Origin of the sequence: Pseudomonas ekonensis (genome assembly GCF_019145435.1) — a bacterium.
Taxonomy (GTDB): Bacteria; Pseudomonadota; Gammaproteobacteria; order Pseudomonadales; family Pseudomonadaceae; genus Aquipseudomonas; species Aquipseudomonas ekonensis.
The window spans coordinates 605,491-630,509 of sequence record NZ_JAHSTS010000003.1 but is presented as its reverse complement, the minus strand read 5'-3'; the positions used below and the strand labels follow the sequence as shown (position 1 = coordinate 630,509).

Annotated in this window: 18 protein-coding genes; 7 read left to right on the top strand and 11 right to left on the bottom strand. The window is 64.4% G+C overall.

The window, feature by feature from the left end; translation table 11 throughout:
• Positions 1–282 precede the first annotated feature (282 nt).
• Positions 283–1,383 (bottom strand): glycine betaine monooxygenase reductase subunit, encoded by a 1,101-nt coding sequence (gbcB, locus tag KVG96_RS26855; RefSeq protein WP_217894705.1) that lies wholly within the window; start codon positions 1,381–1,383, stop codon positions 283–285.
• Positions 1,384–1,665: 282 nt separating this feature from the next.
• Here gbcB and gbca point away from each other — a divergent pair, with 282 nt between their 5' ends.
• Positions 1,666–2,958, top strand: coding sequence for a glycine betaine monooxygenase oxygenase subunit (gbca, locus tag KVG96_RS26850; protein WP_085586769.1), 1,293 nt, complete (start codon positions 1,666–1,668; stop codon positions 2,956–2,958).
• A gap of 143 nt (positions 2,959–3,101) precedes the next feature.
• Here the strand turns inward: gbca and KVG96_RS26845 are convergent, their stop codons facing one another.
• The 9 genes from KVG96_RS26845 to KVG96_RS26805 form a co-directional block, all read right to left on the bottom strand.
• Entirely contained in the window at positions 3,102–4,343 is a 1,242-nt protein-coding gene (locus KVG96_RS26845) for a metallophosphoesterase (RefSeq protein ID WP_217894704.1), read from the bottom strand.
• 25 nt (positions 4,344–4,368) lie between these two features.
• Positions 4,369–6,237: a c-type cytochrome gene (locus tag KVG96_RS26840; protein ID WP_217894703.1), complete on the bottom strand. Its 1,869-nt coding sequence runs from the start codon at positions 6,235–6,237 to the stop codon at positions 4,369–4,371.
• Between the two features lie 177 nt (positions 6,238–6,414).
• The gene (locus tag KVG96_RS26835) at positions 6,415–9,867 is read right to left on the bottom strand and encodes a GMC family oxidoreductase N-terminal domain-containing protein (protein ID WP_217894702.1); all 3,453 of its coding nucleotides are present in this window, start codon (positions 9,865–9,867) and stop codon (positions 6,415–6,417) included.
• 1,146 nt (positions 9,868–11,013) lie between these two features.
• A complete protein-coding gene (gene etfB, locus KVG96_RS26830) occupies positions 11,014–11,784 on the bottom strand; it encodes an electron transfer flavoprotein subunit beta (RefSeq protein WP_085580647.1) in 771 nt (256 codons plus the stop codon).
• A gap of 10 nt (positions 11,785–11,794) precedes the next feature.
• Positions 11,795–13,015: an electron transfer flavoprotein subunit alpha gene (gene etfA / locus KVG96_RS26825; protein ID WP_217894701.1), complete on the bottom strand. Its 1,221-nt coding sequence runs from the start codon at positions 13,013–13,015 to the stop codon at positions 11,795–11,797.
• Positions 13,015–14,964, bottom strand: coding sequence for a dimethylglycine demethylation protein DgcB (gene dgcB / locus KVG96_RS26820; protein ID WP_217894700.1), 1,950 nt, complete (start codon positions 14,962–14,964; stop codon positions 13,015–13,017). The genes etfA and dgcB overlap by 1 nt, the downstream gene beginning before the upstream one ends.
• A 111-nt stretch (positions 14,965–15,075) precedes the next feature.
• The gene (dgcA, locus tag KVG96_RS26815) at positions 15,076–17,136 is read right to left on the bottom strand and encodes a dimethylglycine demethylation protein DgcA (RefSeq protein WP_085580653.1); all 2,061 of its coding nucleotides are present in this window, start codon (positions 17,134–17,136) and stop codon (positions 15,076–15,078) included.
• Positions 17,137–17,151: 15 nt separating this feature from the next.
• The gene (locus KVG96_RS26810; protein WP_085580655.1) at positions 17,152–17,682 is read right to left on the bottom strand and encodes a DUF5943 domain-containing protein; all 531 of its coding nucleotides are present in this window, start codon (positions 17,680–17,682) and stop codon (positions 17,152–17,154) included.
• Positions 17,683–17,756: 74 nt separating this feature from the next.
• On the bottom strand, positions 17,757–18,734 hold the full coding sequence (locus tag KVG96_RS26805) for a dipeptidase (protein WP_085580657.1): 978 nt from the start codon (positions 18,732–18,734) through the stop codon (positions 17,757–17,759).
• 235 nt (positions 18,735–18,969) lie between these two features.
• Between KVG96_RS26805 and KVG96_RS26800 the strand changes: the two genes are divergently transcribed.
• The 3 genes from KVG96_RS26800 (at position 18,970) to KVG96_RS26790 (ending at position 20,579) form a co-directional block, all read left to right on the top strand.
• Positions 18,970–19,371 carry a lysozyme inhibitor LprI family protein gene (locus KVG96_RS26800; RefSeq protein WP_217894699.1) on the top strand — a complete coding sequence of 134 codons (402 nt, stop codon included), beginning with the start codon at positions 18,970–18,972 and terminating at the stop codon, positions 19,369–19,371.
• 114 nt (positions 19,372–19,485) lie between these two features.
• The gene (locus KVG96_RS26795) at positions 19,486–20,088 is read left to right on the top strand and encodes a hypothetical protein (protein ID WP_217894698.1); all 603 of its coding nucleotides are present in this window, start codon (positions 19,486–19,488) and stop codon (positions 20,086–20,088) included.
• Positions 20,089–20,162: 74 nt separating this feature from the next.
• A complete protein-coding gene (locus KVG96_RS26790) occupies positions 20,163–20,579 on the top strand; it encodes a DUF3010 family protein (protein ID WP_217894697.1) in 417 nt (138 codons plus the stop codon).
• Positions 20,580–20,735: 156 nt separating this feature from the next.
• On the opposite strand, the gene KVG96_RS26785 is transcribed toward KVG96_RS26790, so the two are convergent.
• The gene (locus KVG96_RS26785) at positions 20,736–21,680 is read right to left on the bottom strand and encodes a GlxA family transcriptional regulator (RefSeq protein ID WP_217894696.1); all 945 of its coding nucleotides are present in this window, start codon (positions 21,678–21,680) and stop codon (positions 20,736–20,738) included.
• A 193-nt stretch (positions 21,681–21,873) separates the two neighbouring features.
• Here KVG96_RS26785 and choX point away from each other — a divergent pair, with 193 nt between their 5' ends.
• The 3 genes from choX (at position 21,874) to KVG96_RS26770 (ending at position 24,887) form a co-directional block, all read left to right on the top strand.
• Positions 21,874–22,818: a choline ABC transporter substrate-binding protein gene (gene choX, locus KVG96_RS26780; RefSeq protein WP_217894695.1), complete on the top strand. Its 945-nt coding sequence runs from the start codon at positions 21,874–21,876 to the stop codon at positions 22,816–22,818.
• A gap of 75 nt (positions 22,819–22,893) precedes the next feature.
• A complete protein-coding gene (gene cdhC / locus KVG96_RS26775; RefSeq protein WP_217894694.1) occupies positions 22,894–23,781 on the top strand; it encodes a 3-dehydrocarnitine:acetyl-CoA trimethylamine transferase CdhC in 888 nt (295 codons plus the stop codon).
• A gap of 140 nt (positions 23,782–23,921) precedes the next feature.
• Positions 23,922–24,887: an L-carnitine dehydrogenase gene (locus KVG96_RS26770; RefSeq protein ID WP_085630008.1), complete on the top strand. Its 966-nt coding sequence runs from the start codon at positions 23,922–23,924 to the stop codon at positions 24,885–24,887.
• Positions 24,888–25,019: the final 132 nt, after the last annotated feature.

The following is a 25,019-nucleotide window of genomic DNA, read 5'->3' as shown; positions in this document are numbered from 1 at the left end:
AGTCACAAAGTGCCTTGGCACGAATTCACAGGGCTGACTCTATTTTTCCCGGTCTCGGTCCTGCTTCTGTTATCGACATGCCTTCTGTCGCTTGCACAGCTCGCTGCTGACTGCAACAAGCAGCACGACTCCCGGTTACTTGCAGGAACATGCCTGTACAGCTTCTTCGCCGCACTGCTTCTGCATTGGCTGTCTCTGTTTTTTGGCGTGCCCCTGGAATGACCGTTCCGCCGCCATGATTAACAACCGATCCGCCACGCTGCAGATCGGTTGCCTCACCGGTCAGTATTCAATCCGCACATCCCCCTTCGGCACGCTGCAGCACGACAGGATGTACCCCTCGGCCTCGTCGTCCTCGGTGATCCCGCCGTTATGGTCCATCTCCACCTCGCCGCCGAGCTTGAGCACCTTGCACGTGCCGCAGATGCCCATGCCGCAGGCCTTGGGGATCATCAGGCCGACCTTGGCCGCCGCCGCGTGCACGGTTTCGCCCGGGGCCACGCGGATGCTCTTGTCCGAGGAGGTGAACTCCACCAGGTGCAGGTCCGCCGCATCCACCTCCGGCGCTTCCGCTGCCTGTTCGGCCTGTTCCTGGGCGTCGGCCTGGGCTTCCGGCGGCGTGGCGCCGAAGGACTCCTCGTGGTAGCGCTTCATGTCGTAGCCGGCGTTTTCCAGCAGGCGCTTGACCGCGTTCATGTACGGCGTCGGGCCGCAGCAGAACACTTCGCGCTCGAGGAAGTCCGGCACCATCAGTTCGAGCATCTTGTGGTTGAGGTAGCCGCGGTAGCCGGCCCACGGCTCGCCCAGCCCGTGCTTCTCGCAGATCAGGTGCAGGCTGAAGTTGTCGATCCGCGAGGCCATGTGCTCCAGCTCGCGGTGGTAGATGATGTCCTTGGGCGAGCGGGCGCTGTGGATGAACGACATGTCGACGTTGCCGTTGGTGTCGTAGAACCAGCGCGCCATGGACATGCACGGGGTGATGCCCACGCCGCCGCTCAGGTACAGCACTTTCGGGCTCGGGAAGTCGATGGCGTTGAACAGCCCGACCGGCCCGTGCACCGCCAGCTCCTGGCCTTCGTGCAGGGTGTCGTGCAGCCAGTTGGAGACCTTGCCCCCCGGCACGCGCTTGATGGTCACCGAGAAGCTGTAGGGCACCGACGGCGAGCTGGAGATGGTGTAGGAACGCATGATCGGCTGGCCGTCGATCTCAAGCTCCAGGGTCACGAACTGGCCCGGCTTGAAGAAGAACATGATCGGCTGGTCGGCCATGAAGCAGAACGTGCGCACATCCCAGGTTTCCTGGATGACTTTGACGCAACGGACTATGTGCCGGCCATTGGCCCAGGTCTGGGTGGTGACCGGATTCAGGAAGTTGTTGGACATGCTGTTCTCCACGGCCGACGGTCGGCCTTCATGTGGCGATTCTGCGCATGGCGCCAACCGTGCGTTTACCTATCCGCGACATTCACATGCTTATCGCGACCAGCCCCCAACCACCGGGGCTTGCGCGTCGGAATCAGATTGCGCCATGTCGCCCATGGATAAGGTTGCGGGCTGCGCCGGCCCCACACTCGGCTCCACATAACGACGATTTGCAGCACCTTGCGCAGCACACCTGATCAGCCACTTTCACCGGCCCGCAGAATGGCCATGAGGACCGAATCGATGGACACCGCAAAACTGAGCCTGGGCGATCCGCTGGAACCCGCACGCAAGGCCACCGCGCAAATGCTTCAGGAACGCGAGCGCACCTTCTCGCTGCCGCAGCCGTTCTACAGCGACGAGCGCCTGTTCGACATCGACATGCAGGAGATCTTCCAGAAGGAATGGCTGATCGCCGGCATGACTTGCGAGATCCCGGCCAAGGGCAACTACCTGACCCTGCAGATCGGCAAGAACCCGATCATCGTGATCCGCGGCGCCGAGGGCGTGGTGCACGCGTTCCACAACGTCTGCCGCCACCGCGGCTCGCGCCTGTGCACCAGCGACAAGGGCAAGGTCGCCAAACTGGTCTGCCACTACCACCAGTGGACCTACGAGCTGGACGGCCGCCTGCTGTTCGCCGGCACCGAGATGGGCGCCGACTTCGACATGAACCAGTACGGCCTCAAGCCGGTGAACGTGAAGACCGCCGGCGGCTACATCTTCATCAGCCTGGCGGAGAACCCGCCGGCCATCGACGACTTCCTGTCGACCCTGAACCACTACATGGAACCCTACGACATGGAGAACACCAAGGTGGCGGTGCAGACCACCTTGATGGAGAAGGCCAACTGGAAACTGGTGCTGGAGAACAACCGCGAGTGCTACCACTGCAACGGCTCGCACCCTGAGCTGCTCAAGACCCTGCTGGAATGGGACGACGTCACCGACCCCCGCGCCGACCAGGCGTTCAAGGACCATGTCGCCGCCTCCGCCGCCGCCTGGGAAGCCGAGAAGATCCCTTACGCCCACGCCAGCTTCGGCCTGCGCAACCGCATCGTGCGCATGCCGCTGCTCAAGGGCACCGTGTCGATGACCATGGACGGCAAGCAGGGCTGCGCCAAACTGATGGGCCGGATCAAGAACCCGGACCTGGGCTCGATGCGCATCCTGCACCTGCCGCACTCGTGGAACCACTGCATGGGCGACCACATCATCGTGTTCACCGTGTGGCCGATCAGCGCCCAGGAAACGATGGTCACCACCAAGTGGATCGTGCACAAGGACGCGGTCGAGGGCGTGGACTATGACGTCGAGCGCATGCGCAAGGTCTGGGACGCCACCAACGACCAGGACCGCCGCCTGGCCGAAGAGAACCAGCGCGGCATCAATTCCACGGCCTACCAGCCGGGCCCGTACTCCAAGACCTACGAGTTCGGCGTGGTCAACTTCGTGGACTGGTACAGCGAGCGCATGCTGAGCAACCTCGGCGCCGAACCTGCGCCGTACCTCAAGGGCGTGCCGGTGCAGGGATAAAAGCAGCCACAAGCGGCAAGCGGCAAGAGGGCTTGTGGCTCGCCGCTTGTAGCTTGTGGCTTGTAGCTTGTAGCTTGTAGCTTGTAGCTTGTAGCTTGTGGCTTGTAGCTTGTGGCTTGTGACTTGTGACTTGTGACTTGTGGCTAGCTTTTCCACCTCACCGAGCCGTCCTCACCGATGAACTCCTCGAAGATCTCCTCGCCCACCAACCGCACCTTCGCATAACCGTTCAGCACCCGCAGCGGGTACGACGGGTCCTGGGCATTCCTGGTCTCGGAAAACAGCACCCGCGGATGCCCGTCCAGCTGGCTGGTCACCCCGTACGGAATCGCTCCGTGCCCGGCGCAGCGCGCATGCAGCCCGCCCTGGGTCGCGTAGACGATGCCGTTGTGCAGATGCCCCCAATACCAGTAGTCCGGTTCGCGGCCCAGCGCATCGCAGACCGGTTGGTACAGCGCGGTCTTGTGGTGCCCGGTGATGTCGAAGCCTTGGTGGTGACTGAGCACCATCAGCTTCTTGCGTTTGGGCAGCCCTTTCATCCACTCGATCTGCGGCTGGTTCAGGGTGCCGTCCATGTACAGGTTCATCACGTCCGAGGCATACGCGGTGTCCAGCGCGACGATCAGCCAGTCATCGTTGTACATCGCGAAATAGCTGGTGCCCTGCTGCCCGGGGAAGCGCTGCGCCAGTTCCTTGAAGTACCCGTGGGCGCCGCTGTACATCTCGTGGTTGGAATTGAGCGTGAACGAGCCGTGGGTGCCCATCGGCCAGCCGGCCATGTCGGTGTCTTCCTGGGAGTGGGTGCCGGCGTAGTACACATCCCCCAGGTGAATGGTGAAATCGGCATTGGCCAGCTGCATCTGGTTGGCGACCGACACCGCCGGCGCATGGCTGTTGAACGGCCCGGTGCCCCAGTCGCCGGCAATCGCCAGGGTCACGTCGCGCTCCATTTTCACCATGGCCGGGTCGGTGCCGAAGGTCGCGTGATGGCGCAGGTTCTCGATCCACTTGAGCAGCGCCTCGCTCCACAGCAGATCCAGCAGTTCCCATTTGCGGCACCCCAGCAGCGTGCCGTCCTTGAGCACGCGGGTCTGCAACTGATCGGTGGACTGCGGCAGCGGCGTGGCGTTGCCGATGCGCAGGATCGACAAGCCGTGGGCCAGTTCCCACGGCACGGCCGGCTCGTCGTCCGGCAGCTCGCCGTGCTTGAGCACGTACTGCGCCTGATCGTGGCCGCGCTTGAGCAGCGTGATGATCGCCTCGAACTCCTTGGGCTCCAGTTCGCTGACCAGTTTCATCCAGGCCATTTCCATGCGCGTGAGCAAGCCGTGCAGGCGCACCTTGACCTTGTCGTACTCGTGCTTCAGATGACCGACCGCTGACATGGCGAAATCCTCTATCCGTAAGGGTTCACAGGGTTTTCATGAATTCGATCAGGGCGCGCTTGTCCACGTCCGACAGTTGCGTGCCGTACAGGTGGCCGCCGTTGTGGTTGCCCTCCAGGCGCGTGTCGTACTTGAAGTCCGCCGAGGCCTTCATCTGCGCGCCGCTGGTGACGAAGCCGACGTTGACCGGGTCGTAGACGTCGGAACCGGTGTAGAACACCTGCGGCCGTTTCTCAGGCGGCTGCAGCAGGTCCCACAGGGTCGGCACCGAGCCGTTGTGCAGGTACGGCGCCCGCAGCCAGATGCCGTCGGTGGGCGTGTTGCTGTAGCTCTGGGTCTTGCGGTAGGCGCCGAAGTCGAACGGCGGTTTCTTGAAGGTGTGGAACGCGGCGACCAGCCCCGTGGTGAACGAGTCAAGGCGGTGCGGGTCGGTGCCCAACTGATCGATGTTGGTGGTGACCTGGCCGGTGTCGGTGCGGCCGAAGTCATGGCAACCGGCGCAGTTGGCTTCCCAGACCGGCTTGCCCTGGGCGACCTTGGCCTGATCCAGCGCCCACGGCCAGGCCGGCGCCTTGTGCCCCAGCAGCCAGTTGGTCACGCGGTTGAAGCTGGGCGGCAGCACCGACTGCGGTGTCGCGCCCACGGCCATCGCCGCCGCGTAGTTGCGCTCGTGGATCTTGTTGTTGTTGCCGTCCCAGTGCAGGTACATCGACTCGCGCGGCTTCTGGTTCCACACCTGCGGCAGGTCGACGGTGCCGATGGTCGAGTCGTCCGGGAAGCCGAACACCACCATCTTCGTCGGGTTGAAGGTGTCGGTGCGCCCCGGGCCCTGTTGCGGACGCAGTTTCTGCCAGGCGTAGGCCTGCTTCTGCTTGAGCAGCGCGGTCTTGGCCATCGGGATGATCAGGAAGCGGTTGTAGAGGCGCTCGAAGAAGCCCAGCTGGAACTTGGCGTTGATCGCCGCCATCACCGCGTCGGTGGTGAATTTCGGGTCGCTGGCGCAATCGTAGGCGAACCACTGGAAGGCCTGCAGCTGCAGGGTGTTGGCCGGTGCGCTCGGCACGTTGGTCGCCACGTCGCTGGCGTTGGCCCGGTAGGAGCCGGTGTGGCACAGCGCGCAGTTGGGCTCGACGGTGGGGTAGCCGATCTGCCGCTTGGCCATGCCGATGGGCAGGTCCTTGCCGTTCTCGAACAGGAAGCCGAAGACTTCCCAGCCGCCGGGTTTCGGCATTTTCTCGGGGCACATCTGCGGCAGCACGGAAAACAGGTAGTACGGGATCCGCGCCTCGATGCCCAGGCCGATGGCGGCGTACTTGTAGTGGTCTTCGTCGGAGGCGTATTCCTGCTCCGGCACCACCCGCAGCATCTGGTACCAGGTCTGGTAGCCGATGAACGCCAGCAGCGCCACGACCACGAACGTGGCCACCTTGAACCCGTGGTTCTGCCAGCGCCGGGCCCAGCCCGCCCGCCATTCCCGCCAGCCGGCGCACAGCAGCGGCAGCGGCCGGTTCTCCGGGGCGCTGCCCAGGTACAGCAGGATGCCCAGGATCAGGAAGAAGCTCAGGTCGCCCATCAGCATCGGCACGAACACCGAGCCCTGGCTGCTGGTGTCGATCAGGTAGATCCAGAACGCCACGGCGATCAGCCGCGTCAGCACGCACAGCCAGGAATGCACCACATAGCGCGGCGCGTTGAAGCCCGACGGCATGTAGAACACGCTGATGCCCACCAGCAGCATCCCGGCGTTCTCCAGCCACGGGTCGGAAAGCTGGGGCGGCAGGCCGACCACGGACGTCAGCAACCCCGGCGCGAACAGCGCCGGGATCGCGAACACCATGTTCATCAGAATGCCGAGCCAGATGAAGCGTTGAAACCAGCGCAGATAGCTGTCCATATCATCCATTTCCTTGTGCAGACCGCAGAGATGTAGCGCCTGACATACCGCGATCGCTGGCAAGTCGAGTCGTCGCGCCGCAGCTCCTACAGGGTCTGAGGCGTTCACAGGATCGGTGCCTGGCACCATCCAATGTGGGAGCTGGCTCGCCAGCGATGCAGTCGACTCGGTCTGAGATCAACCGAGGGCGGTCTTCTCCAGGTGTTCAAGGATGATCGGGTACACGTCCACCACGGCGTTCTTGCCGAACATGCAGTCGATGTGGCCGTAGCCTGGCACCACATGCCGGCTGTAGCGCTCCGGCCCGTGCGCCTTGCACACCCGCTCGTAGGTCCTGAGCGTGCTTTCCGGCAGGTAGCACTGGTTGTCGGCGCCGCTGATGAAGCAGATCGGCATGCTCAGCCGCTCGAAGTGCGGCATGTACACGTCGTGCCCCTTGAAGTCCACCAGGTGGCCCTTGCGCACGATCAGCGCCAGGTGCTCGAAGGTCTGCATGTTCGACTCGCCGAACAGCTCATGCAGGTTCTCGTGCAGGGTTTCGTTCAAGGTGTCGTGGCGGTACAGCGAGGCGTACATGAACGTGATGCGGTGGCACACCGGGTTGGTGCAGTAGCCCTGGGCCTCGATCCTGGCGTAGCCGTTGAGGGCCTTGTCGTACAGCTTGTTGAACCAGTTCTCCTTGCTGTCGGCGTAGGCCGTGAGGGATTTGACGCCGATGGCGTCGAGCATGCCCGGCAGGTGCAGCCCGGCCTTGAGCCCCGTGGCGGTGGCGACCACCGTGTCGGCGGCGATCTGCGAGCAGACCACCGAGCGCACATCCTGCAGGCCGGCCAAGAGCGACATGAAGAACGTGGTCGCGCCGTAGCAGTGCACCACGCATTGCACGTCCTTGGCCCCGGTCTCGCGGCGGATCTGGCCGATGGCGGCCTTGAAGTCGTACTGGGCGATCTGGTCGCCGTTCCATTCCTTCTTGCTCGCCGGCAGCAGGATGCTCACCCGGAAATCCAGCAGCCACACGTCATAGTCGTGCTTGCACAGGAACTCCAGCAGGTTGGTCTGGATGGTGTCGGTGGAAAAAATGTTCGAGCCCACGCCCAGCCCATGCACCAGCATCACCGGGCCCTTGCTGCCGGCCCGGTAGCGGGTCAGGCGCAGCTGGACGCCGTCCTCGGTGGGGAAGAAATGCACGTCCGGGGTCGGCGCGTCCAGCGGCCGCTTCAGCCGCGGCGGCGCGTCGGGGTTGAAGTAGATGTCCCCGGCGAACACCCCGCCGTAGCTCTCCCAGAGGATCCCGGCGAAGAACTTGCCGAACCGCGCCAGGCCCTCGATGCGCTCGCGCTCGTTGCGCGCGTTGAGCACTTTCATGGTGGTCATCTGCTTGGCGAAGTCCGCCGGCTTGATGTGCATCACCCCGGAACCGATCACCTCGCCGGACTTGTCCGGTCCGCGGTACAGGGTGACGTAGAGGGTGCTGGTGTCGTGCCAGACGTTCAGCACGCCGTTGTCCTCCGGCACGGTCTTGAACGCGCTGAAAAAGTAGTCGTTGCCGTCCTCGGCGGTGAGTTTCATGTCGTACTTCATGTGCCGGGTGTCGACCTGCTGCTCGAACTGCTCGAACAGGTTGAACACGCCGTTGCTGGCGGTCAGCGGCTGCGGCGACAGCGCCGGGGCGATCACCGTGCCGACGATCGTCGCGGCGTGCGTCGGCTCCTTGATCATCCGGTTGAGGTCGTTGGCGGTGATGGTCAGGGTGAAGTCGATCGGCGAGTTGTCCGCCTCGCCGCGCTTGGCCGCCGCCTCGTACACCTTCAGGTCCGTGCTCTGCGCCGCGGTGAACGCCCGGGAGAAGTAGCCTTTCATGGTCTCGGTGAACTGCACGCCGAGGGTCGGCGGCGCCACCTGCTTGCGCGGCGCCGACGGCAAGGTGTAGTCGATGTGCCAGCCGCGGTCGGCGGCCAGCAGGCCCATGTTGCGCTCGCTCACGGCGGAGATGGTCAGCAGCGGATTGACCGCCAGCGAGGTCGGGATCACCGCGCCGTCGGTCACGTACAGGCTGGCGTAGACGTCGGTGCCGCTGGCGCCGCTGAACACCTGGCCCTTGTGGTTGACCACCCCTTGCGCCGCGTCCTGGCCCATCACGCAGCCGCCCAGCGGGTGCACCGACACGATGCTGTGCTTGAGCAGCTTGGTCCAGATCGGGTTCTCCACCCAGATCCCGCCCAGGGCCTTGGTGCTCTGGTGCAGGCGCTCGTTGCCGATCTTGAAGTTCTCCTGCTCGCCGACGCCGGGCCAGTCGATGCGCAGCTGATCCTTGCTGTCGAGCACCATCCGCCCCTGGCCGCTGTCGTGGCTCATGATCAGGTAGGTCTGCATGTTGTGCAGCGCGCCGTAGTACGGGCCGCGCAGGAAGCTTTCGGCTTCGCGTTCCTTGTATTTCACCTTGCCGCTGAAGCTGTCGTCGGTGGGCTTGCCGATCGCCTCGGCGAACCCGGCCATGGCCGGCACCATCGGCCGGCCCAGGGCACCGGGGATCGAGCCCTCCTCGATGACCATGCGGCTGCTGACGTCGCCTTCGGTGCGCATGTCGATGATCGAGGTGATGCACGGCCCCACCGGCTTGAGTTCCTTGGCCGAGTGCGCGCCGAAGCCGATGCCGTTGATGGTCTGCTCGCAGTTGTGGCCGAAGCCGAGGATGTCGCCGTTGCCGCTCATGTTCTCGCCCAGTTGGCCGGACATGACCAGGCCCTTGTCCCGCGAGCGCAGCAGGATCTCGGTGGAACCCAGGGTGCCGGCGGACACCACGACGATGTCGGCCTTGACGAACAGGGTCGGCGCCGAGAACTTCTCGCGGCCGCTGTCCAGGTACTGGAAGTGCACGATCCAGCCGTCGCCGTCCCGCTCCAGGTGCCGCACTTCGGCCTGGCAGAAGATCTCCGCGCCGTGGTTCCAGGCGTCCGGCAGGTAGTTCATCAGCGTGGTGTTCTTGGCCTTGTTGTTGCAGCCCGACACGCAGTCGCCGCAGTGGTTGCACGGCAGTTGCTCGACGCCGACATGGTTGGTGTTGTTGGGCAGCTTGTCGAAGGTCACGTTGATCGGCGGCTTGTAGAAATGCGCGCCCTGCTTGAGGAAATCGGCGGACTTCTTGTTGGCGTCGAGCTTGGGCAGGTTCGGCGCGGTGGCGGGGTAAGGGTTGGGCTTGAGCATCTCGCGGGCCCGGGCGTAGCCGTCCTTGAGCAGGGTGTCGCGGTGCGCGCGCACCTCCGGCGGCCAGCGCGGATCCTCGAACACGCCCGGCTCAGGCTCCAGCGAGACGTTGGCGTTGATCAGCGATGTGCCGCCCAGGCCGCAGCCGACCACCACGTTCTGCTGGGCGTTGACGTGCAGGTCGAACAGCCCGGTGCGCGAGCCGATGTGGCCATCGGGGTCGTGCACCTGCAGCTCTTCGGTGGCGGCGATCATGGTGTTGGGGTACTCGCCGGGGCGGATTTCCCGGCCGCGCTCCAACAGGCAGACCTTCCTGCCGGCCCGGGACAGGCGCGAGGCGGCGATGCCGCCGCCGTACCCCGAACCGATGACGATCACGTCGTAGTGTTCCTTGATCTCACTGATGGGCGTTGCGATCCGTGACATGGGTAGGTTCCTCTCTCAGGCTGACGGGGCAACTCTGCGGCTGCCTGCGATCATGGGGCGAACGGCACCTGGCCTCCGGACGTTGCCGGCGGCAGTACAGCGGTTTGGGCAGTGGGCATCGCAAAGGCGCTAAAGACGGGCGCGCTGGTTGGCGGCGCGGCGCAGCGTGCGTTTGCGCGGCCGGGGTGCCGGCCACGCAATGCGGGACACACAGGGATCGGAGGGCTGGGGGAGTGAATGGCTACCCATCACGCGTTCTCCCTGAACCGGATGTGGATAAGTGACGGCTGTCCTTGTGCCATTGGAGTGAAGACAGGCGCCGGATCTAAGTCAAGGCAGGCCCTTAGAACTGTATGAAATCTGATCAATTGCCGTTTGGACTAAGTCCGGCGGGGCTTTCGGGGTTTGGCGAACAAGTTATCCACACGACCACCCACAGCAAATGGGGACAACTGGGGAAAACCTGAAAGGGAAACGGCCGTTTGCCCAAGAAAAATCGCGGCTTTTTCAAGTCGATACGTGAACGCGGCAAATGATCACTTTTTGATCAATTCTTTGAAGGCCACGTGTTCATTGGCTTCCAGCGTGTGGCAAACACCTTATCCACAGAAGCGCCAACAGAGTTCGGGGGTAACTTGACGGTCGCTGTGGAAAAACGCTCAGGATGTTGAATAAACCGGCTGTCGAGGACGTTTTACGCCGGAGACGAGCGGATTGGATACTTTTTGATCAATCACCTACAGGCCACGCTCTGCGGGGCTTTCAGCCGTAAGCGAACATCTTATCCACAAAAGGGCCAACAGAGATTGGGGGAAACTTTCGCTGCCCGTCTCGGAAAAAAGGCCGGAAAAACCGTGACTTACGCTGATCATTTTTTGATCGCAGGGCTGCAGGGCTTGATTGGCGCGGGGTCTGGGGAGGGGCGAACATGTTATCCACAGAATCGCCAACAGGGATTGTGAGTAAACCTGCCCGCGATGCGCGTGTCATGCGAAGCGGTGGCGCCTGTCGGGGCCTCTTCGCGGGCAAGCCCGCTCCCACAGAAATCCAAGGTGCCTACAGATACTGTGTTCACCTGCAAAAACTGTGGGAGCGGGCTTGCCCGCGATAGCGTCAGGTGAGAGCGCCGCTGCGCCCCCAAGGGATTCAACGAACCACACCTTCCTCGATCAGCAGCTTGAGGATCGCCTCGGCCCCCGCCTGGGCGCTGACGCCCTTGAGCACCTGCCCGCCCCCGCCGCTGGCCTTGGCCGTGGCGGCCTTCATCCGGTCGGCGCCGCTCTTGGCCTTGATCACCTTCAGCCGCTTCGGGCGCGGCTTGGCCGGTTGCAGCGTCGCCGCCGCCAACAGTCCGTCGTCCACCACTTCGACATCTTCAGGTTGCAGCACACCGCGCCGGGCCGGCCCGTAGGCGCTTTGCCGGGGCTTGGGCGCAGCGTTATCCACAGTGGCCAGAAACGGCAGGCGCACCTTCAGCCGCCGGCGCTGCCCGCGCGGCAACGCCTGCAGCACCAGCGCCGAGCCGCCGTCGATCGACTCGACCTGCGCCAGCCCCACCACCAGCGGCCAGCCCAGCCCTTCGGCCAGCAGGAACGGCAACATCCCCGACCCTTCGCCGGTTTCCGCCTGGCTGCCGGTCAGCACCACCTGGGCGCCGGCCCCGCGCAGGTAGTCGGTCAGCGCCGGCAGCGCGTCCGCCCCCGCCGGCTGCTCCAGCACGTGCATCTGTTCAAGGCCCATGCCCAGGTAGGCGCGCAGCGCCGGCTCGGCGATGTCGCCGGCGTGCAGCACTTGCAGGCCGTCCCCGGCCAGTTGCAGGCCCAGCTCCACGGCCCGGGCGTCCTGCTCGGCGCGGCGCGGCCGGCCCGAGGTCGGGTGGGCGCCGATTGAAACCAGACTGATGACTTTTGCGTTCATGACCCTTTCCTCAAGCCGCATCACGTTTGGCGTCGTTGCGCCAGGCCTCTACCGCCGCGATCAAGGCCTGCAGGATCTCGGCGCTCTCGCCGATCACCGACAGGTCGGCGCGCTTGATCATGTCGCAGCCGGCGTCGAGGTTGATCGCCACCACCTTGTCGCAGGCACCGATGCCTTGCAGGTGCTGGATCGCCCCGGAAATCCCCACCGCCACGTATACCCGCGCGGTGACCCAGGTGCCGGACGCGCCGACCTGCCGGTCGCGGGACATGAAGCCGTCGTCCACCGCCACCCGCGAAGCGCCTTCGGTGGCGCCGAGGGCGGCGGCCGTCCTGTGGAAAAGATCCCAGTCCTTGACCCCGTTGCCGCCGGAGAAGATGAACTCCGCCTCGGCCATCGGGATCGCCGCCGGATCCACCGCCACCGCGCCCAGATCCTCGATACGCGACAGGCTGCGGGCCACGCTTGTGGATAACTCCACCGGCAGGGCCTCGTGACGGGTTTCGCTGACCGGCTCGGCGCATTCGGCCGAGGCCAGGATCAACCGCGCCAGCGGCCGGACGAGGTCTTGCAGGCCCGCCCCGGCCCGGCCGGTGCATTCCTGATCCTTGACTTGCCACACCCGCGTCGCCGGGCGTTCGCCCAGTGCCGCGGCAAAGCGCCGGCCCAGTTCACCGCCGCCGCTGCGGCTGTCCGGCAGCAGCCAATGGCGCGGGCCGAATTGGTTATCCACAGCCCGCAGGCCCTGCACCCGTTGCTCCGGTGCATAACCGCTGAACTGCTCGCCGTCGAGCACCAGCAGGCGGTCGACGCCCGCTGTGGCGAAAGCGCTTTCCTTGTGTTCGCCGAACACCACGGCCAGCACCGCGCCGTCCTGACCGGCCAACTGACGGGCCAGGCCCAGCAGATCGCGGTCGTGGCTGCTCAGGCGGCCGCCGACCATGTCCGGCACCACGCTGATGTAGAACGCCGGCGTCGGCACCTGGTGCAGCGGCAATTGCACGTCCACCGCGGCCGAACGCTTGACCGCCCCACCCTGCTGGGCGCCGCTGCGGTCGATGCGCTTGATGCCGTTGGGGCCGATGAAGCCGACGCCGTGGGGGTTCTTGCGGACGATCCCGTGGGGGCCCATCCAGCTGTGCTGCGCCGGTTGCATGGCCGCGTGCAGCGGGTGCAGGCGGTTGCGGGCGATCCGTTCTGCGCGCGGGTCGCGGCGGATAATGTCGCTCATCAGTGGGCCTCCGCAGGTTCACGTTTGGCCGGGGCGGCCGATTTGCCCGAGGCGGACTCTTCCAGCAGCGCGTCGGCCACAAGCTCGGCGATGTCCTTGATCAGCGGCCGCGGTTCGACCACGCCTTCAAGCATCGCCGTGCACTGCGGGCACCCCACGGCCACCAGCGCGGCGCCGGTTTCGCGGATGTCTTCCATGCGCATGTCGGGGATCCGCTGCTTGCCCGGAATGTCGGTGATCGGCGCCCCGCCACCGCCGCCGCAGCAGCGCGAACGGAAGCCGGAACGTTGCATTTCCTTGACCTCGATGCCCAGGGCCCGCAGCACTTGGCGCGGCGCTTCGTACTCGCCGTTGTAGCGGCCCAGGTAGCACGGGTCGTGGTAAGTCACGCTGTCGCCCTTGTGCTGGCCCAGGTTCAGCGCGCCGTTGCCGATCAGCTCCGCCATATAAGTGCTGTGGTGCTGCACCAGATAGTTGCCGTCGAGGGCGCCGTACTCGTTCTTCAGCACGTGGAAGCTGTGCGGGTCGCAGGTGACGATGCGGTTGAAGCGGTACTTGGCCAGGGTCTGGATGTTGCGCCTGGCGAGCAGCTGGAACGTCGCCTCGTCGCCCAGGCGCCGGGCCACGTCGCCGCTGTCGCGCTCTTCGAGGCCCAGCACGGCGAAGTCGATCTTCGCCGCCTTCAGCACCTTGACGAAGGCGCGCAGGGTGCGCTGGTTGCGCATGTCGAAGGCGCCGTCGCCGACCCAGAACAGCACGTCGGTGGATTTCTTCTCGCCGAGCACGTCGAGGTTCAGGTCCGCCGCCCAGTTCATCCGTCCGCCCGGGGCGAAACCGCCGGGGTTGTCGGTGGCGATCAGGTTCTCCAGGACTTCAGCGCCCTTGTTCGGGGTCGCGCCCTTCTCCAGGGTCAGGTGACGGCGCATGTCGACGATGGCATCGACGTGCTCGATCATCATCGGGCACTCCTCGACGCAGGCGCGGCAGGTGGTGCACGACCACAGGGTCTCGGCGTCCACCAGGCCGTTGACGATCGGCTGGTGCGGATTGCCCGAATGCTCGCCGACCGGTTTGCCCGGATACGGGCTGCCGGCGAACTGCGCGTCGCTGCCGCCGGCCAGGCCGACGACCATGTCTTGGATCAGCTTCTTCGGGTTCAACGGCTGGCCGGCGGCGAACGCCGGGCACGCCGCTTCGCACTTGCCGCACTGCACGCAGGCGTCGAAGCCGAGCAATTGGTTCCAGGTGAAATCCTTCGGTTTCTCCACGCCCAGCGGCGCATCGGGATCGTTGAGGTCCAGCGGCTTGAGGCCGGTGGAGCGACCGCCGCCGAAGCGTTCGGCGCGGCGGTGCCAGGCCAGGTGCAGGGCACCGGCGAAGGCGTGCTTCATCGGCCCGCCCCAGGTCATGCCGAAGAACAGCTCCGACACGCCCCAAAGCACGCCGACGCCCAGGAAGGCCGCCAGCACCCAGCCGCCGAAGTTTTCCGGCAGGAGGCCGGCCACCGGCAAGGTCACCAGGAAGAACGAGGCCGAGAACGCCAGCAGGCTTTTCGGCAGGCGCATCCACGGGCCCTTGGACAGGCGCGACGGAGGGTCGAGCCGGCGGCGGTAGACGAACACCGCGCCGACGAACATCACCGCCGTCATCAGCAGCAGCGCGTAGCCGAGGATGCGGTTGTGCAGGCCGAAGCCGTGCACCAGGATCGCCAGCACGATGGACGCCACCGCCCCGCCCGCCGTGGCGACGTGGGTGTTGGCGATGTATTTGTCCCGCGCCACCACGTGGTGCAGGTCGACCATGTAGCGCTTGGGCATGGCGAACAGGCCGCCGATCAGGTCGACCTTCGAGGCACGGCCCCGGCGCCACATGGCCACCCGCCGCAACGCGCCCAGCACCGCAAGAAAAACAGCGGTGACGAGCAGGATAGGAAGAACAGTGCTCAACATGCGAAATCACCTCAAGTGAGTCGCAAGCTACGAGCTACAAGCCGCAAGAAAAAGCAAAGTATGGCGCTACGCCCAATCTTGCCGCTTGCAGCCTGCAGCTTGAAGCTGCCCTCAAAAATCCTTGCAGAGACGCAGGGCGTCGTAGATGGCGGCGTGGGTATTGCGCTGGGCCACGCAGTCGCCGATGCGGAACAGCAGGTAGCCGTCCCCCGCCTGGCTCAGCGATGGCTGCGGCTGGATCGCGAACAGTGCCTCGACGTCGATCTGGCCCTTGTTGCGCGAGCCTTCCTTGAGCGCGTAGTAGATTTCTTCGTCCGGGCGCACGCCGTTCTCGACGACCACCTGATCCACCACCCGCTCCTCTTTGGCGCCGGTGTACTCGTTCTCCAGCACCGCCACCAGCTTGTCGCCCTCGCGGTAGACCTTCTCCAGCATCATGTCGCCGGTCATGATCACTTCTTTGGGGTACATGCTGCGGTAGTAGGTCGGGAACGACGTGCCGCCGATGGCCACGCCCGGCTTGATGTCGTCGGTGACGATCTCGACCTGGCTGCCCTTGTCGGCGAGGAAATCGGCGACCGACATCCCGGTGAACTCGCAGATGGTGTCGTAGACCAGTACGTTCTTGCCCGGCGCGACCTTGCCGTCGAGCACGTCCCAGCTGCTGACCACCAGCCCTTCGGCGGCGCCCCAGTGCTCGTTCTGCTCCAGGTACGGATGGCCGCCGACGGCGAGCACCACGATGTCCGGGCGCAGGTCCATGATGGTCGGCGCATCCGCCGCCACGCCCAGGCGCAGGTCGACCTTCAGGCGCGCCAGCTCCAGCTGGAACCAACGGGTGATGCCGGCGATCTGGTCACGCTGCGGCGCCTTGGCCGCCGTGGTGATCTGGCCGCCGATGAATTCCTTCTTCTCGAACAGGGTCACGTCGTGGCCGCGCTCGGCCGCCACCCGGGCGGCTTCCATCCCGGCGGGGCCTGCACCGACGATCACCACCTTGCGCTTGGGCCCTGCGGACTTCTCGATGATGTGCGGCACGCCCATGTATTCGCGCGAGGTCGCGGCGTTCTGGATGCACAGCACGTCCAGGCCCTGGTACTGGCGGTCGATGCAGTAGTTGGCGCCCACGCACTGCTTGATCTGGTCGACCTGGCCCATCTTGATCTTGGCGATCAGGTGCGGGTCGGCGATGTGGGCGCGGGTCATGCCGACCATGTCCACGTAGCCGCCTTCGAGGATGCGCGTGGCCTGGTTCGGATCCTTGATGTTCTGCGCGTGCAGCACCGGTACCTTGACCACTTCCTTGATCCCGGCCGCCAGGTGCAGGAACGGCTCCGGCGGGTAGCTCATGTTCGGGATCACGTTGGCCAGGGTGTTGTGGGTGTCGCAGCCCGAGCCCACCACGCCGATGAAATCGAGCATGCCGGTGTCGTCGTAGTACTTGGCGATCTGCTTCATGTCCTCGTGGGACAGGCCGTCCGGGTGGAACTCGTCGCCGCAGATGCGCATGCCCACGCAGAAGTCGTCGCCGACCTCGGCGCGCACGGCCTTGAGCACTTCCAGGCCGAACTTCATGCGGCCCTCGAAGGTGCCGCCCCATTCGTCGGTGCGCTTGTTGACCCGCGGGCTCCAGAACTGGTCGATCATGTGCTGGTGCACCGCCGACAGCTCGACGCCGTCCAGGCCGCCGGCCTTGGCCCGGCGAGCCGCTTGCGCGTAGTTGCCGATCACCCGCCAGATCTCTTCCGGCTCAATCGTTTTGCAGGTGGCGCGGTGCACCGGTTCGCGGATGCCCGACGGCGACATCAGGGTCGGCCAGTTGTAGCCGTCCCAGCGGGAACGGCGGCCCATGTGGGTAATCTGGATCATGATCTTGGCGCCATGCTTGTGCATGGCGTCGGCCAGGTTCTGGAAGTGCGGGATGATCCGGTCGGTGGACAGGTTCACCGAACTCCACCATTGCTGCGGGCTGTCGATGGCCACCACCGACGAACCGCCGCAGATCGCCAGGCCGATGCCGCCCTTGGCTTTCTCTTCGTAGTACTTGACGTAGCGCTCGGTGGTCATGCCCCCGTCAGTCGCATAGACCTCGGCGTGCGCGGTGCTGAGCACGCGGTTGCGGATGGTCAGTTTGCCGATCTGGATCGGCTGGAACATTGCTTCGAAAGCCATGGCGGATTCCTCGACTTACAACGGCTTGACGGTGAACAGGCCGTCGTCGTGGCCTTCTTCGGAACCGCCGTAGACCTGCTCGGCCACGGTGCGGACCTTGCTGCCGCGGGCGGCGAGGATCTGGTCCATCGCACCGGCGAACCAGCCGGTGAACATGTAGTCGACCTTGCGCCCGACCTTGCCGTACACGTAGACGAACGCCGAGTGCTCGAGCTTGACGCTGGCGGTGCCCTTGTCGAGGTCGATGTCCTGGATCTTGAACAGGCCCCAGCCGCGCTGCGACAGGCGCTTCATGTAGTGCTCGAACACCGCGACGCCTTCCAGGCCGTGGCATTCGGCTTCTTTCTCGCACCAGTGCCAGGCGGACTTGTAGCCGGCCTTGTAGAGGATCTCGGCATAGGCTTCGGCGCCCAGCACTTCCTCGATGCCCATGTGGTTGTTGACGAAGAAATGGCGCGGCACGTACAGCATCGGCAGGGCGTCGGAGGTCCAGACACCGGTCTCGCTGTCGACTTCGATTGGCAATTGCGGGGCGATCTTGGCCATGGAAACTTAACTCCAGAAAAATTTTGGTGTTGCCCCCGGCGCGGACGGCCGGGGGAAAGTATTCGGGAAGCGGCTTACTCGCCCCAGACGTCCTTGAGGACGTTCACCCAGTTTTCGCCCATGATCTTGCGCACCACCCGCTCGGAGTGGCCGCGCTTGAGCAGGGTTTCGGTCAGGTTCGGGAACTCGCCGACGGTGCGGATGCCCAGCGGGTTGATGATCTTGCCGAAGTTGGTCAGGCGGCGGGCGTAGCCCTTGTCGTGGGTCAGGTACTCGAAGAAGTCCTGGCCGTGGCCCTGGGTGAAGTCGGTGCCGATGCCGATGGCGTCTTCGCCGACGATGTTCATGGTGTATTCGATGGCTTCGGCGTAGTCGTCGATGGTCGAGTCGATGCCCTTGGCCAGGAACGGCGCGAACATGGTCACGCCGACGAAGCCGCCGTGGTCGGCGATGAACTTCAGCTCCGCATCGGACTTGTTGCGCGGGTGCTCCTTGAGCCCCGACGGCAGGCAGTGGGAATAGCAGACCGGCTTCTTCGACTCGAGGATGACTTCCTCGCTGGTCTTGGAGCCGACGTGGGACAGGTCGCACATCACCCCGGCGCGGTTCATCTCGGCGACGATCTCGCGGCCGAAGCCCGACAGGCCGCCGTCGCGCTCGTAGCAGCCGGTGCCCACCAGGTTCTGGGTGTTGTAGCACATCTGCACGATGCCCACGCCCAGCTGCTTGAACACCTCGACGTAGCCGATCTGGTCCTCATAGGCGTGGGCGTTCTGGAAGCCGAAGAGGATGCCGGTCTTGCCCAGCTCCTTGGCCTTGCGGATGTCGGCGGTGGTGCGCACCGGCATCACCAGGTCGCTGTTCTCGCGGATCAGCTTCTGGCTGGCGGCGATGTTGTTGACCGTGGCCTGAAAACCCTCCCACACCGACACGGTGCAGTTGGCCGCCGTCAGACCGCCCTTGCGCATGTCTTCGAACAGCTCGCGGTTCCATTTGGCAATGATCAGACCGTCGATAACGATGCTGTCGGCGTGTAGTTCGGCTGGGCTCATCAGGCTGTCCCCTTATTGGCGATTCCTGCGCCGAATCGTCTGCCGGCGCTTTGGGGCCAGCATATGCCTAGGGCCCGGGTCGTTCCGGTGCAAAAACGACAGGGGAATCACCGAAAGCGTCAATCCGCGACAAAGGGTCGCCGACCGGCCCGACCGGCCACCTGTTCAAGCCCGCGAGCTTGAGCCAGAATCTTGCGCATCTCGCACACACCACTGGATTAGAGCGGCGACCCCAATGAAATCGATCTTCCTGGCCCTGGCCCTGATTGCGACCGGCGCACACGCCGCCGAAGAGTCCGACAGCAACCCGTGCGACGCGGTGGAAAACGACGTCCAGACCCTGGAATGCTCCACCTACAGCCGCACCACCGCCGAAGACCTGCTCAAGGACAACTACAAGAGCCTGAACGAGCGCATGCAGACCGCCTACGGCAAGAACGCCGGGCAACTGGCCGACATCAGCGCCAAGCTCAAGGCCGCCCAACAGCAATGGCTCAAGACCCGCGACGCCGACTGCGCCGTCGAGGCCTTCCCGGCCACCGAAGGCAGCAAGGCGTTCAAGATCGCGCAGAACGACTGCGTGGCGCGGATGAGCGACGAGCGGTCGGAGTTTCTGGAGTCAATCGGGCAGGAGTGAAATTCGAAGCATAGGAAGTAACGTCAGTAAAAGCTGAATCCAATCGGACATTACGTCATCGATTGACAGTTATTTAGGGCGTTACTCACACCCCATCAAGGATCGGTGCACTCAATGCAATGGCTTCCATCGCCCCCTACAGATAATCTTTATAAATTCATGGCCATTTTTGGACTCTGGCTTTTACTCGGGCTGCTACTTCTCTTCGCCTGGTTTGGCTACATCAACTTTAAGCTTGACGAAGAGTCACGGGACAACCAGCACTACTACTTTTCAAAAAATATTGAATTAGATATCACTCGCAGGCTTGCCTCTCTTGACACAAAAGACACCGGAGAGAACAAGCTAGAGTGGGTACCGGAAAACTTCAATCCGGATCAAGAAAGAAAATTTCTAGAGCAGGCTCTTAAAAACCACGAAGAAACTATGAAGCGCACTGAGTACACCCTTAAAAGTCAAACAAGCAGAGATATCAAAATTTTTGAGGCCTCAGGGGCACTTTGGATTCTGTGGGTATATGTGGTATTTGCAATTGGCTGCCCATATTTCGGTTTCAAGTGGTGGTACAAAAAAATCCAGCTTCCAAATGAGGCTGCAAACGATATTGAACTAAAAATCAAAGAAGCCAGCCTGCTCAAACTCCAGATTGAAATTTCGCAATTGCAGCCCATGCACCAAACAATAAAACAGTTGATGGACCTGCATCGCCGAACCTAACAAGCTACTCAATAGCTAGGCAGAAAAAACCACCTAGCGAAATGCACCTTTTTCACCACCAATCAGGTCAACTCATGAACATCTGCGGCATCGAAATCAAAGGCAGCGAAGCGATCATCGCCGTGGCGTCCCTCGACGGTCCGGCGCTGAGCCATGTCGCTCTGAACACCAAGAAAATTGTGCTGGACGATGACGACGAGGCGGCCAACGTCAAAGTATTTGCCGCGCAGGTGGCTTCGTTCGTGCGGGAAAACGCCATTGATCGGATCGCGATCAAGAAACGCAGCAAGAAGGGCGAGTTCGCCGGCGGGCCGACCACGTTCAAGATCGAGGGCGTGTTCCAGTTGCTGGACGGCTGCGAGGTGACGCTGCTGTCGCCGCAGACCGTCAACGCCCAGGCCAAGAAGCACAACGTCGAGCTGCCGGGGACGCTGAACAAGTATCAGCATGAGGCGTACAGGACGGCGTGCGCGGCGTTGCTGAAAAATTAACCTTGCCGACTGGCTCCCACATTGGATCCCCGCACACCACAGAACCTGTAGGAGCTTGCCTGCAAGCGATGAGGCCGGCACTGCCGACATCCCGATTGCCTGACTCACCGCCATCGCCGGCAGGCCGGCTCCCACATTGGTCTTGCGTGCGACCACTCAGGCCTGGGCGGTGCGCCGGTCTTCCCTTGGACAGCGGGCAAACCGTGCCCGGTAGCTGCGGGTGAAATACGACGGTGACTCAAACCCGCAGGCGATGCTGACTTCCAGCACGCTCATGTCGGTCTGGCGCAACAACTGCCGGGCCTTTTCCAGCCTCAGCCGCAGATAGAAATTGCTCGGTGTGTCGTTCAGGTGCAGCCGAAACAGGCGCTCCAGCTGGCGCCGCGTCACCTTGATCGATTCCGCCAGCTCCAGGGTGGTCAGCGGCGGTTCGCTGTGCTGCTCCATCTCGCCGATCACATGCACCAGCTTCTTGTTGCTGATGCCGTAGCGTGTGGCGACTTCCATGCGCTGGTGGTCTTTGCGCGGACGAATCCTTCCCAACACAAATTGCTCGCTGACCTGGATCGCCAGTTGCGGGCCGTGGGCCTGGGCGATCAGGTCGAGCATCAGGTCGATGGACGCGGTGCCGCCGGCCGAGGTGATGCGACGGCGGTCGATCTCGAACAGCTCCTGGGTGACGCTCAACTGCGGATAGGACTCCCGGAAGGCGTCGATGGCCTCCCAGTGCAGGGTCAGGCGGTGGCCGTCGAGCAGGCCGGCCTCGGCCAGGACGAAGCTGCCGGTGTCGATGGCGCCCAGGGTCACGCCTTCGTTGTCCAGGCGCCGCAGCCAGTGCTCCAGCGCGGGGGTGGCGAACTTCAAGGGTTCGAACCCGGCCACCACCAGCAGCGTCGCGCCTTTCTTCAGCGGCTCCAGCGCCGCGTCGGCGTTCACCGACATGCCGTTGCTCGCCAGCACCGCCCCGCCGTCGGCGCTCAGTACGTGCCAGCGGTACAGCTCGCCGCGAAAGCGGTTGGCCACCCGCAGCGGCTCTATCGCGGAGATGAACCCGATGGCCGAGAAACCCGGCATCAACAGAAAGTAGAAATCCTGGGACATGGCGCGCACTCGGTGGGCGGGTAGCGTGCAACGTTGATACGCCAGTTGTCGGCGGCATTCAAGAGGACAGGTCGCTGCAGTGCAAGAGTCGGTCGCCGCAGTGCGTTTTCGCCGCCGCGTTGCTGCGTAGTTTTGGCATCACCGGCGCAACAGACACCGGGCCCCACAATAACGACCTGCCGAGGAACCCGACATGAAACGACTGATCAGCCGCTGCGTCCTTTCACTCAGCGCCACCGCCCTGTTGAGCACCGGCGTCATGGCGGCCGAGCCCGCCGCGTGCCAGAACGTGCGCATGGGCGTGGTCAACTGGACCGACGTGATCGCCACCAGCGCCATGGCCCAGGTGCTGCTCGACGGCCTCGGCTACAGCACCAAGCAGACCAGCGCGTCCCAGCAGATCGTCTTCGCCGGGATCCGCGACCAGCGCCTGGACCTGTTCCTCGGCTACTGGAACCCGCTGATGACCCAGACCATCACCCCGTTCGTCGACGCTAACCAGGTCAAGGTCCTCGCCGAACCGAGCCTGAAGGACGCCCGCGCCACCCTCGCCGTGCCGACCTACCTGGCCGACAAGGGCCTGAAGACCTTCGCCGACATCGCCAGGTTCGAGAAAGAGCTGGGCGGCAAGATCTACGGCATCGAACCGGGCTCCGGCGCCAACACCCAGATCAAGGCGATGATCGCCAAGAACCAGTTCGGCCTGGGCAAGTTCCAGCTGGTGGAGTCCAGCGAGGCCGGCATGCTCGCCGCCGTGGATCGCGCCGTGCGCCGCAAGGAGGCCGTGGTGTTCTTCGGCTGGGCGCCGCACCCGATGAACGTCAACGTGCAGATGACCTACCTGACCGGCAGCGACGACGCCCTGGGCCCGAACGAAGGCATGGCCACCGTCTGGACCGTCACCGCGCCGAAGTACGCCGAGCAGTGCCCGAACGTCAGCCGCCTGCTGAGCAACCTGACGTTCAGCGCCGAAGACGAGAGCCGCATGATGCAGCCGCTGCTCGACCACAAGGACGCCTTCGAATCGGCGAAGCAGTGGCTCAAGGATCACCCGCAGGACAAGCAGCGCTGGCTGGAAGGCGTCACGACCTTCGACGGCAAGCCGGCCGCCGAGAACCTCCAGCTCACCAGCAAATAGACCGCAACGGAAAAACCGTTCCGCAGCCCGCCGCGGGCTGCGGACAGACCCCTCACGCCTGAAGGAAACCGCACCATGAACCACGACGTCATCATCACCTGCGCACTCACCGGTGCTGGCGACACGACCGCCAAGAGCCCCCACGTGCCGGTCACCCCGAAACAGATCGCCGCAGCCGCCGTGGAAGCGGCCAAGGCCGGCGCCACGGTCGTGCACTGCCATGTCCGCGACCCGCAGACCGGCAAGTTCAGCCGCGACGTGGCGCTGTACCGCGAAACGATGGAGCGCATCCGCGAGGCCGACGTCGACATCATCGTCAACCTCACCGCCGGCATGGGCGGCGACCTGGAGATCGGCCCGGGCGAGCGGCCGATGGAGTTCGGCCCGAACACCGACCTGGTGGGCCCGCTGACCCGTCTGGCCCACGTCGAAGAGCTGCTGCCGGAAATCTGCACCCTGGACTGCGGCACCCTGAACTTCGGCGACGGCGACACCATTTACGTCTCCACCCCGGCGCAGCTGCGGGCCGGCGCCAGGCGCATCACCGAACTGGGCGTGAAGGCCGAGCTTGAGATCTTCGACACCGGCCACCTGTGGTTCGCCAAGCAGATGATCAAGGAAGGCCTGCTCGACAACCCGCTGTTCCAACTGTGCCTGGGCATCCCGTGGGGCGCCCCGGCGGACACCACCACCATGAAGGCCATGGTCGACAACCTGCCGGCCGACGCGGTGTGGGCCGGCTTCGGCATCGGCCGCATGCAGATGCCGATGGCGGCGCAGGCGGTGCTGCTGGGCGGCAACGTGCGGGTCGGCCTGGAAGACAACCTGTGGCTGGACAAAGGCGTGCTGGCGACCAACGGCCAACTGGTCGAACGCGCCACCGAAATCCTCAGCCGCCTCGGCGCCCGCGTGCTGACCCCGGCCGAGGGCCGCCAGAAAATGGGCCTGACCCGGCGCGGCTGACCCGAATTTACCTCTGCCCCTGTGGGAGCGGGCTTGCCCGCGATGAGGTTTTTTCTACCGACAGATTTTTCCGGTAGTACCGACGCTATCGCGGGCAAGCCCGCTCCCACAGGGTTCTGCTAACTCTTCAGGAATTTGCCATGAGTTTTATCACCGACATCAAAACCTTCGCTGCCCTGGGCAGCGGTGTCATCGGCAGCGGCTGGGTGGCCCGCGCCCTCGCCCACGGCCTCGACGTGGTGGCCTGGGATCCGGCCCCCGGCGCCGAAGCGGCCTTGCGCAAGCGCGTGGCCAACGCCTGGGGCGCGCTGGAGAAGAACGGCCTGGCGCCCGGCGCCTCGCAAGACCGCCTGCGCTTCGTCGCCACCATCGAGGAATGCGTGCGCGACGCCGACTTCATCCAGGAAAGCGCCCCGGAGCGCCTGGAGCTGAAACTGGAGCTGCACAGCAAGATCAGCGCAGCGGCCAAGCCCAACGCGCTGATCGGCTCCAGCACCTCGGGCCTGCTGCCCAGCGAGTTCTACGAGAGCTCGACCCATCCGGAACGCTGCGTGGTCGGCCACCCGTTCAACCCGGTCTACCTGCTGCCGCTGGTGGAAGTGGTCGGCGGCAAGAACACCGCGCCCGAAGCCGTTCAGGCGGCGATGCAGGTCTACGAGTCCCTCGGCATGCGCCCGCTGCACGTGCGCAAGGAAGTGCCGGGCTTCATCGCCGACCGCCTGCTCGAAGCGCTGTGGCGCGAGGCGCTGCACCTGGTCAACGACGGCGTGGCGACCACCGGCGAGATCGACGATGCGATCCGCTTCGGCGCGGGCCTGCGCTGGTCGTTCATGGGCACCTTCCTGACGTACACCCTGGCCGGCGGCGATGCGGGCATGCGCCACTTCATGTCGCAGTTCGGCCCGGCGCTGAAGCTGCCGTGGACCTACCTGCCGGCACCGGAACTGACCGACAAGCTGATCGACGACGTGGTGGACGGCACCAGCGACCAATTGGGCCGGCACAGCATTTCGGCGCTGGAGCGCTATCGTGACGATTGCCTGCTGGCGGTGCTGGAGGCGGTCAAGGCCACCAAGCAAAAGCATGGCATGAGTTTCAGCGAATAAGTCCCTGTGGCGAGGGAGCTTGCTTGCGCCGGACTGCGGAGCAGGCCCCAGGCCAGGTTCCGCGACCGCTCCGCGGCCCGGCGCAAGCAAGCTCCCTCGCCACACAGACGCCTGTCACAAAACGAATGTGGA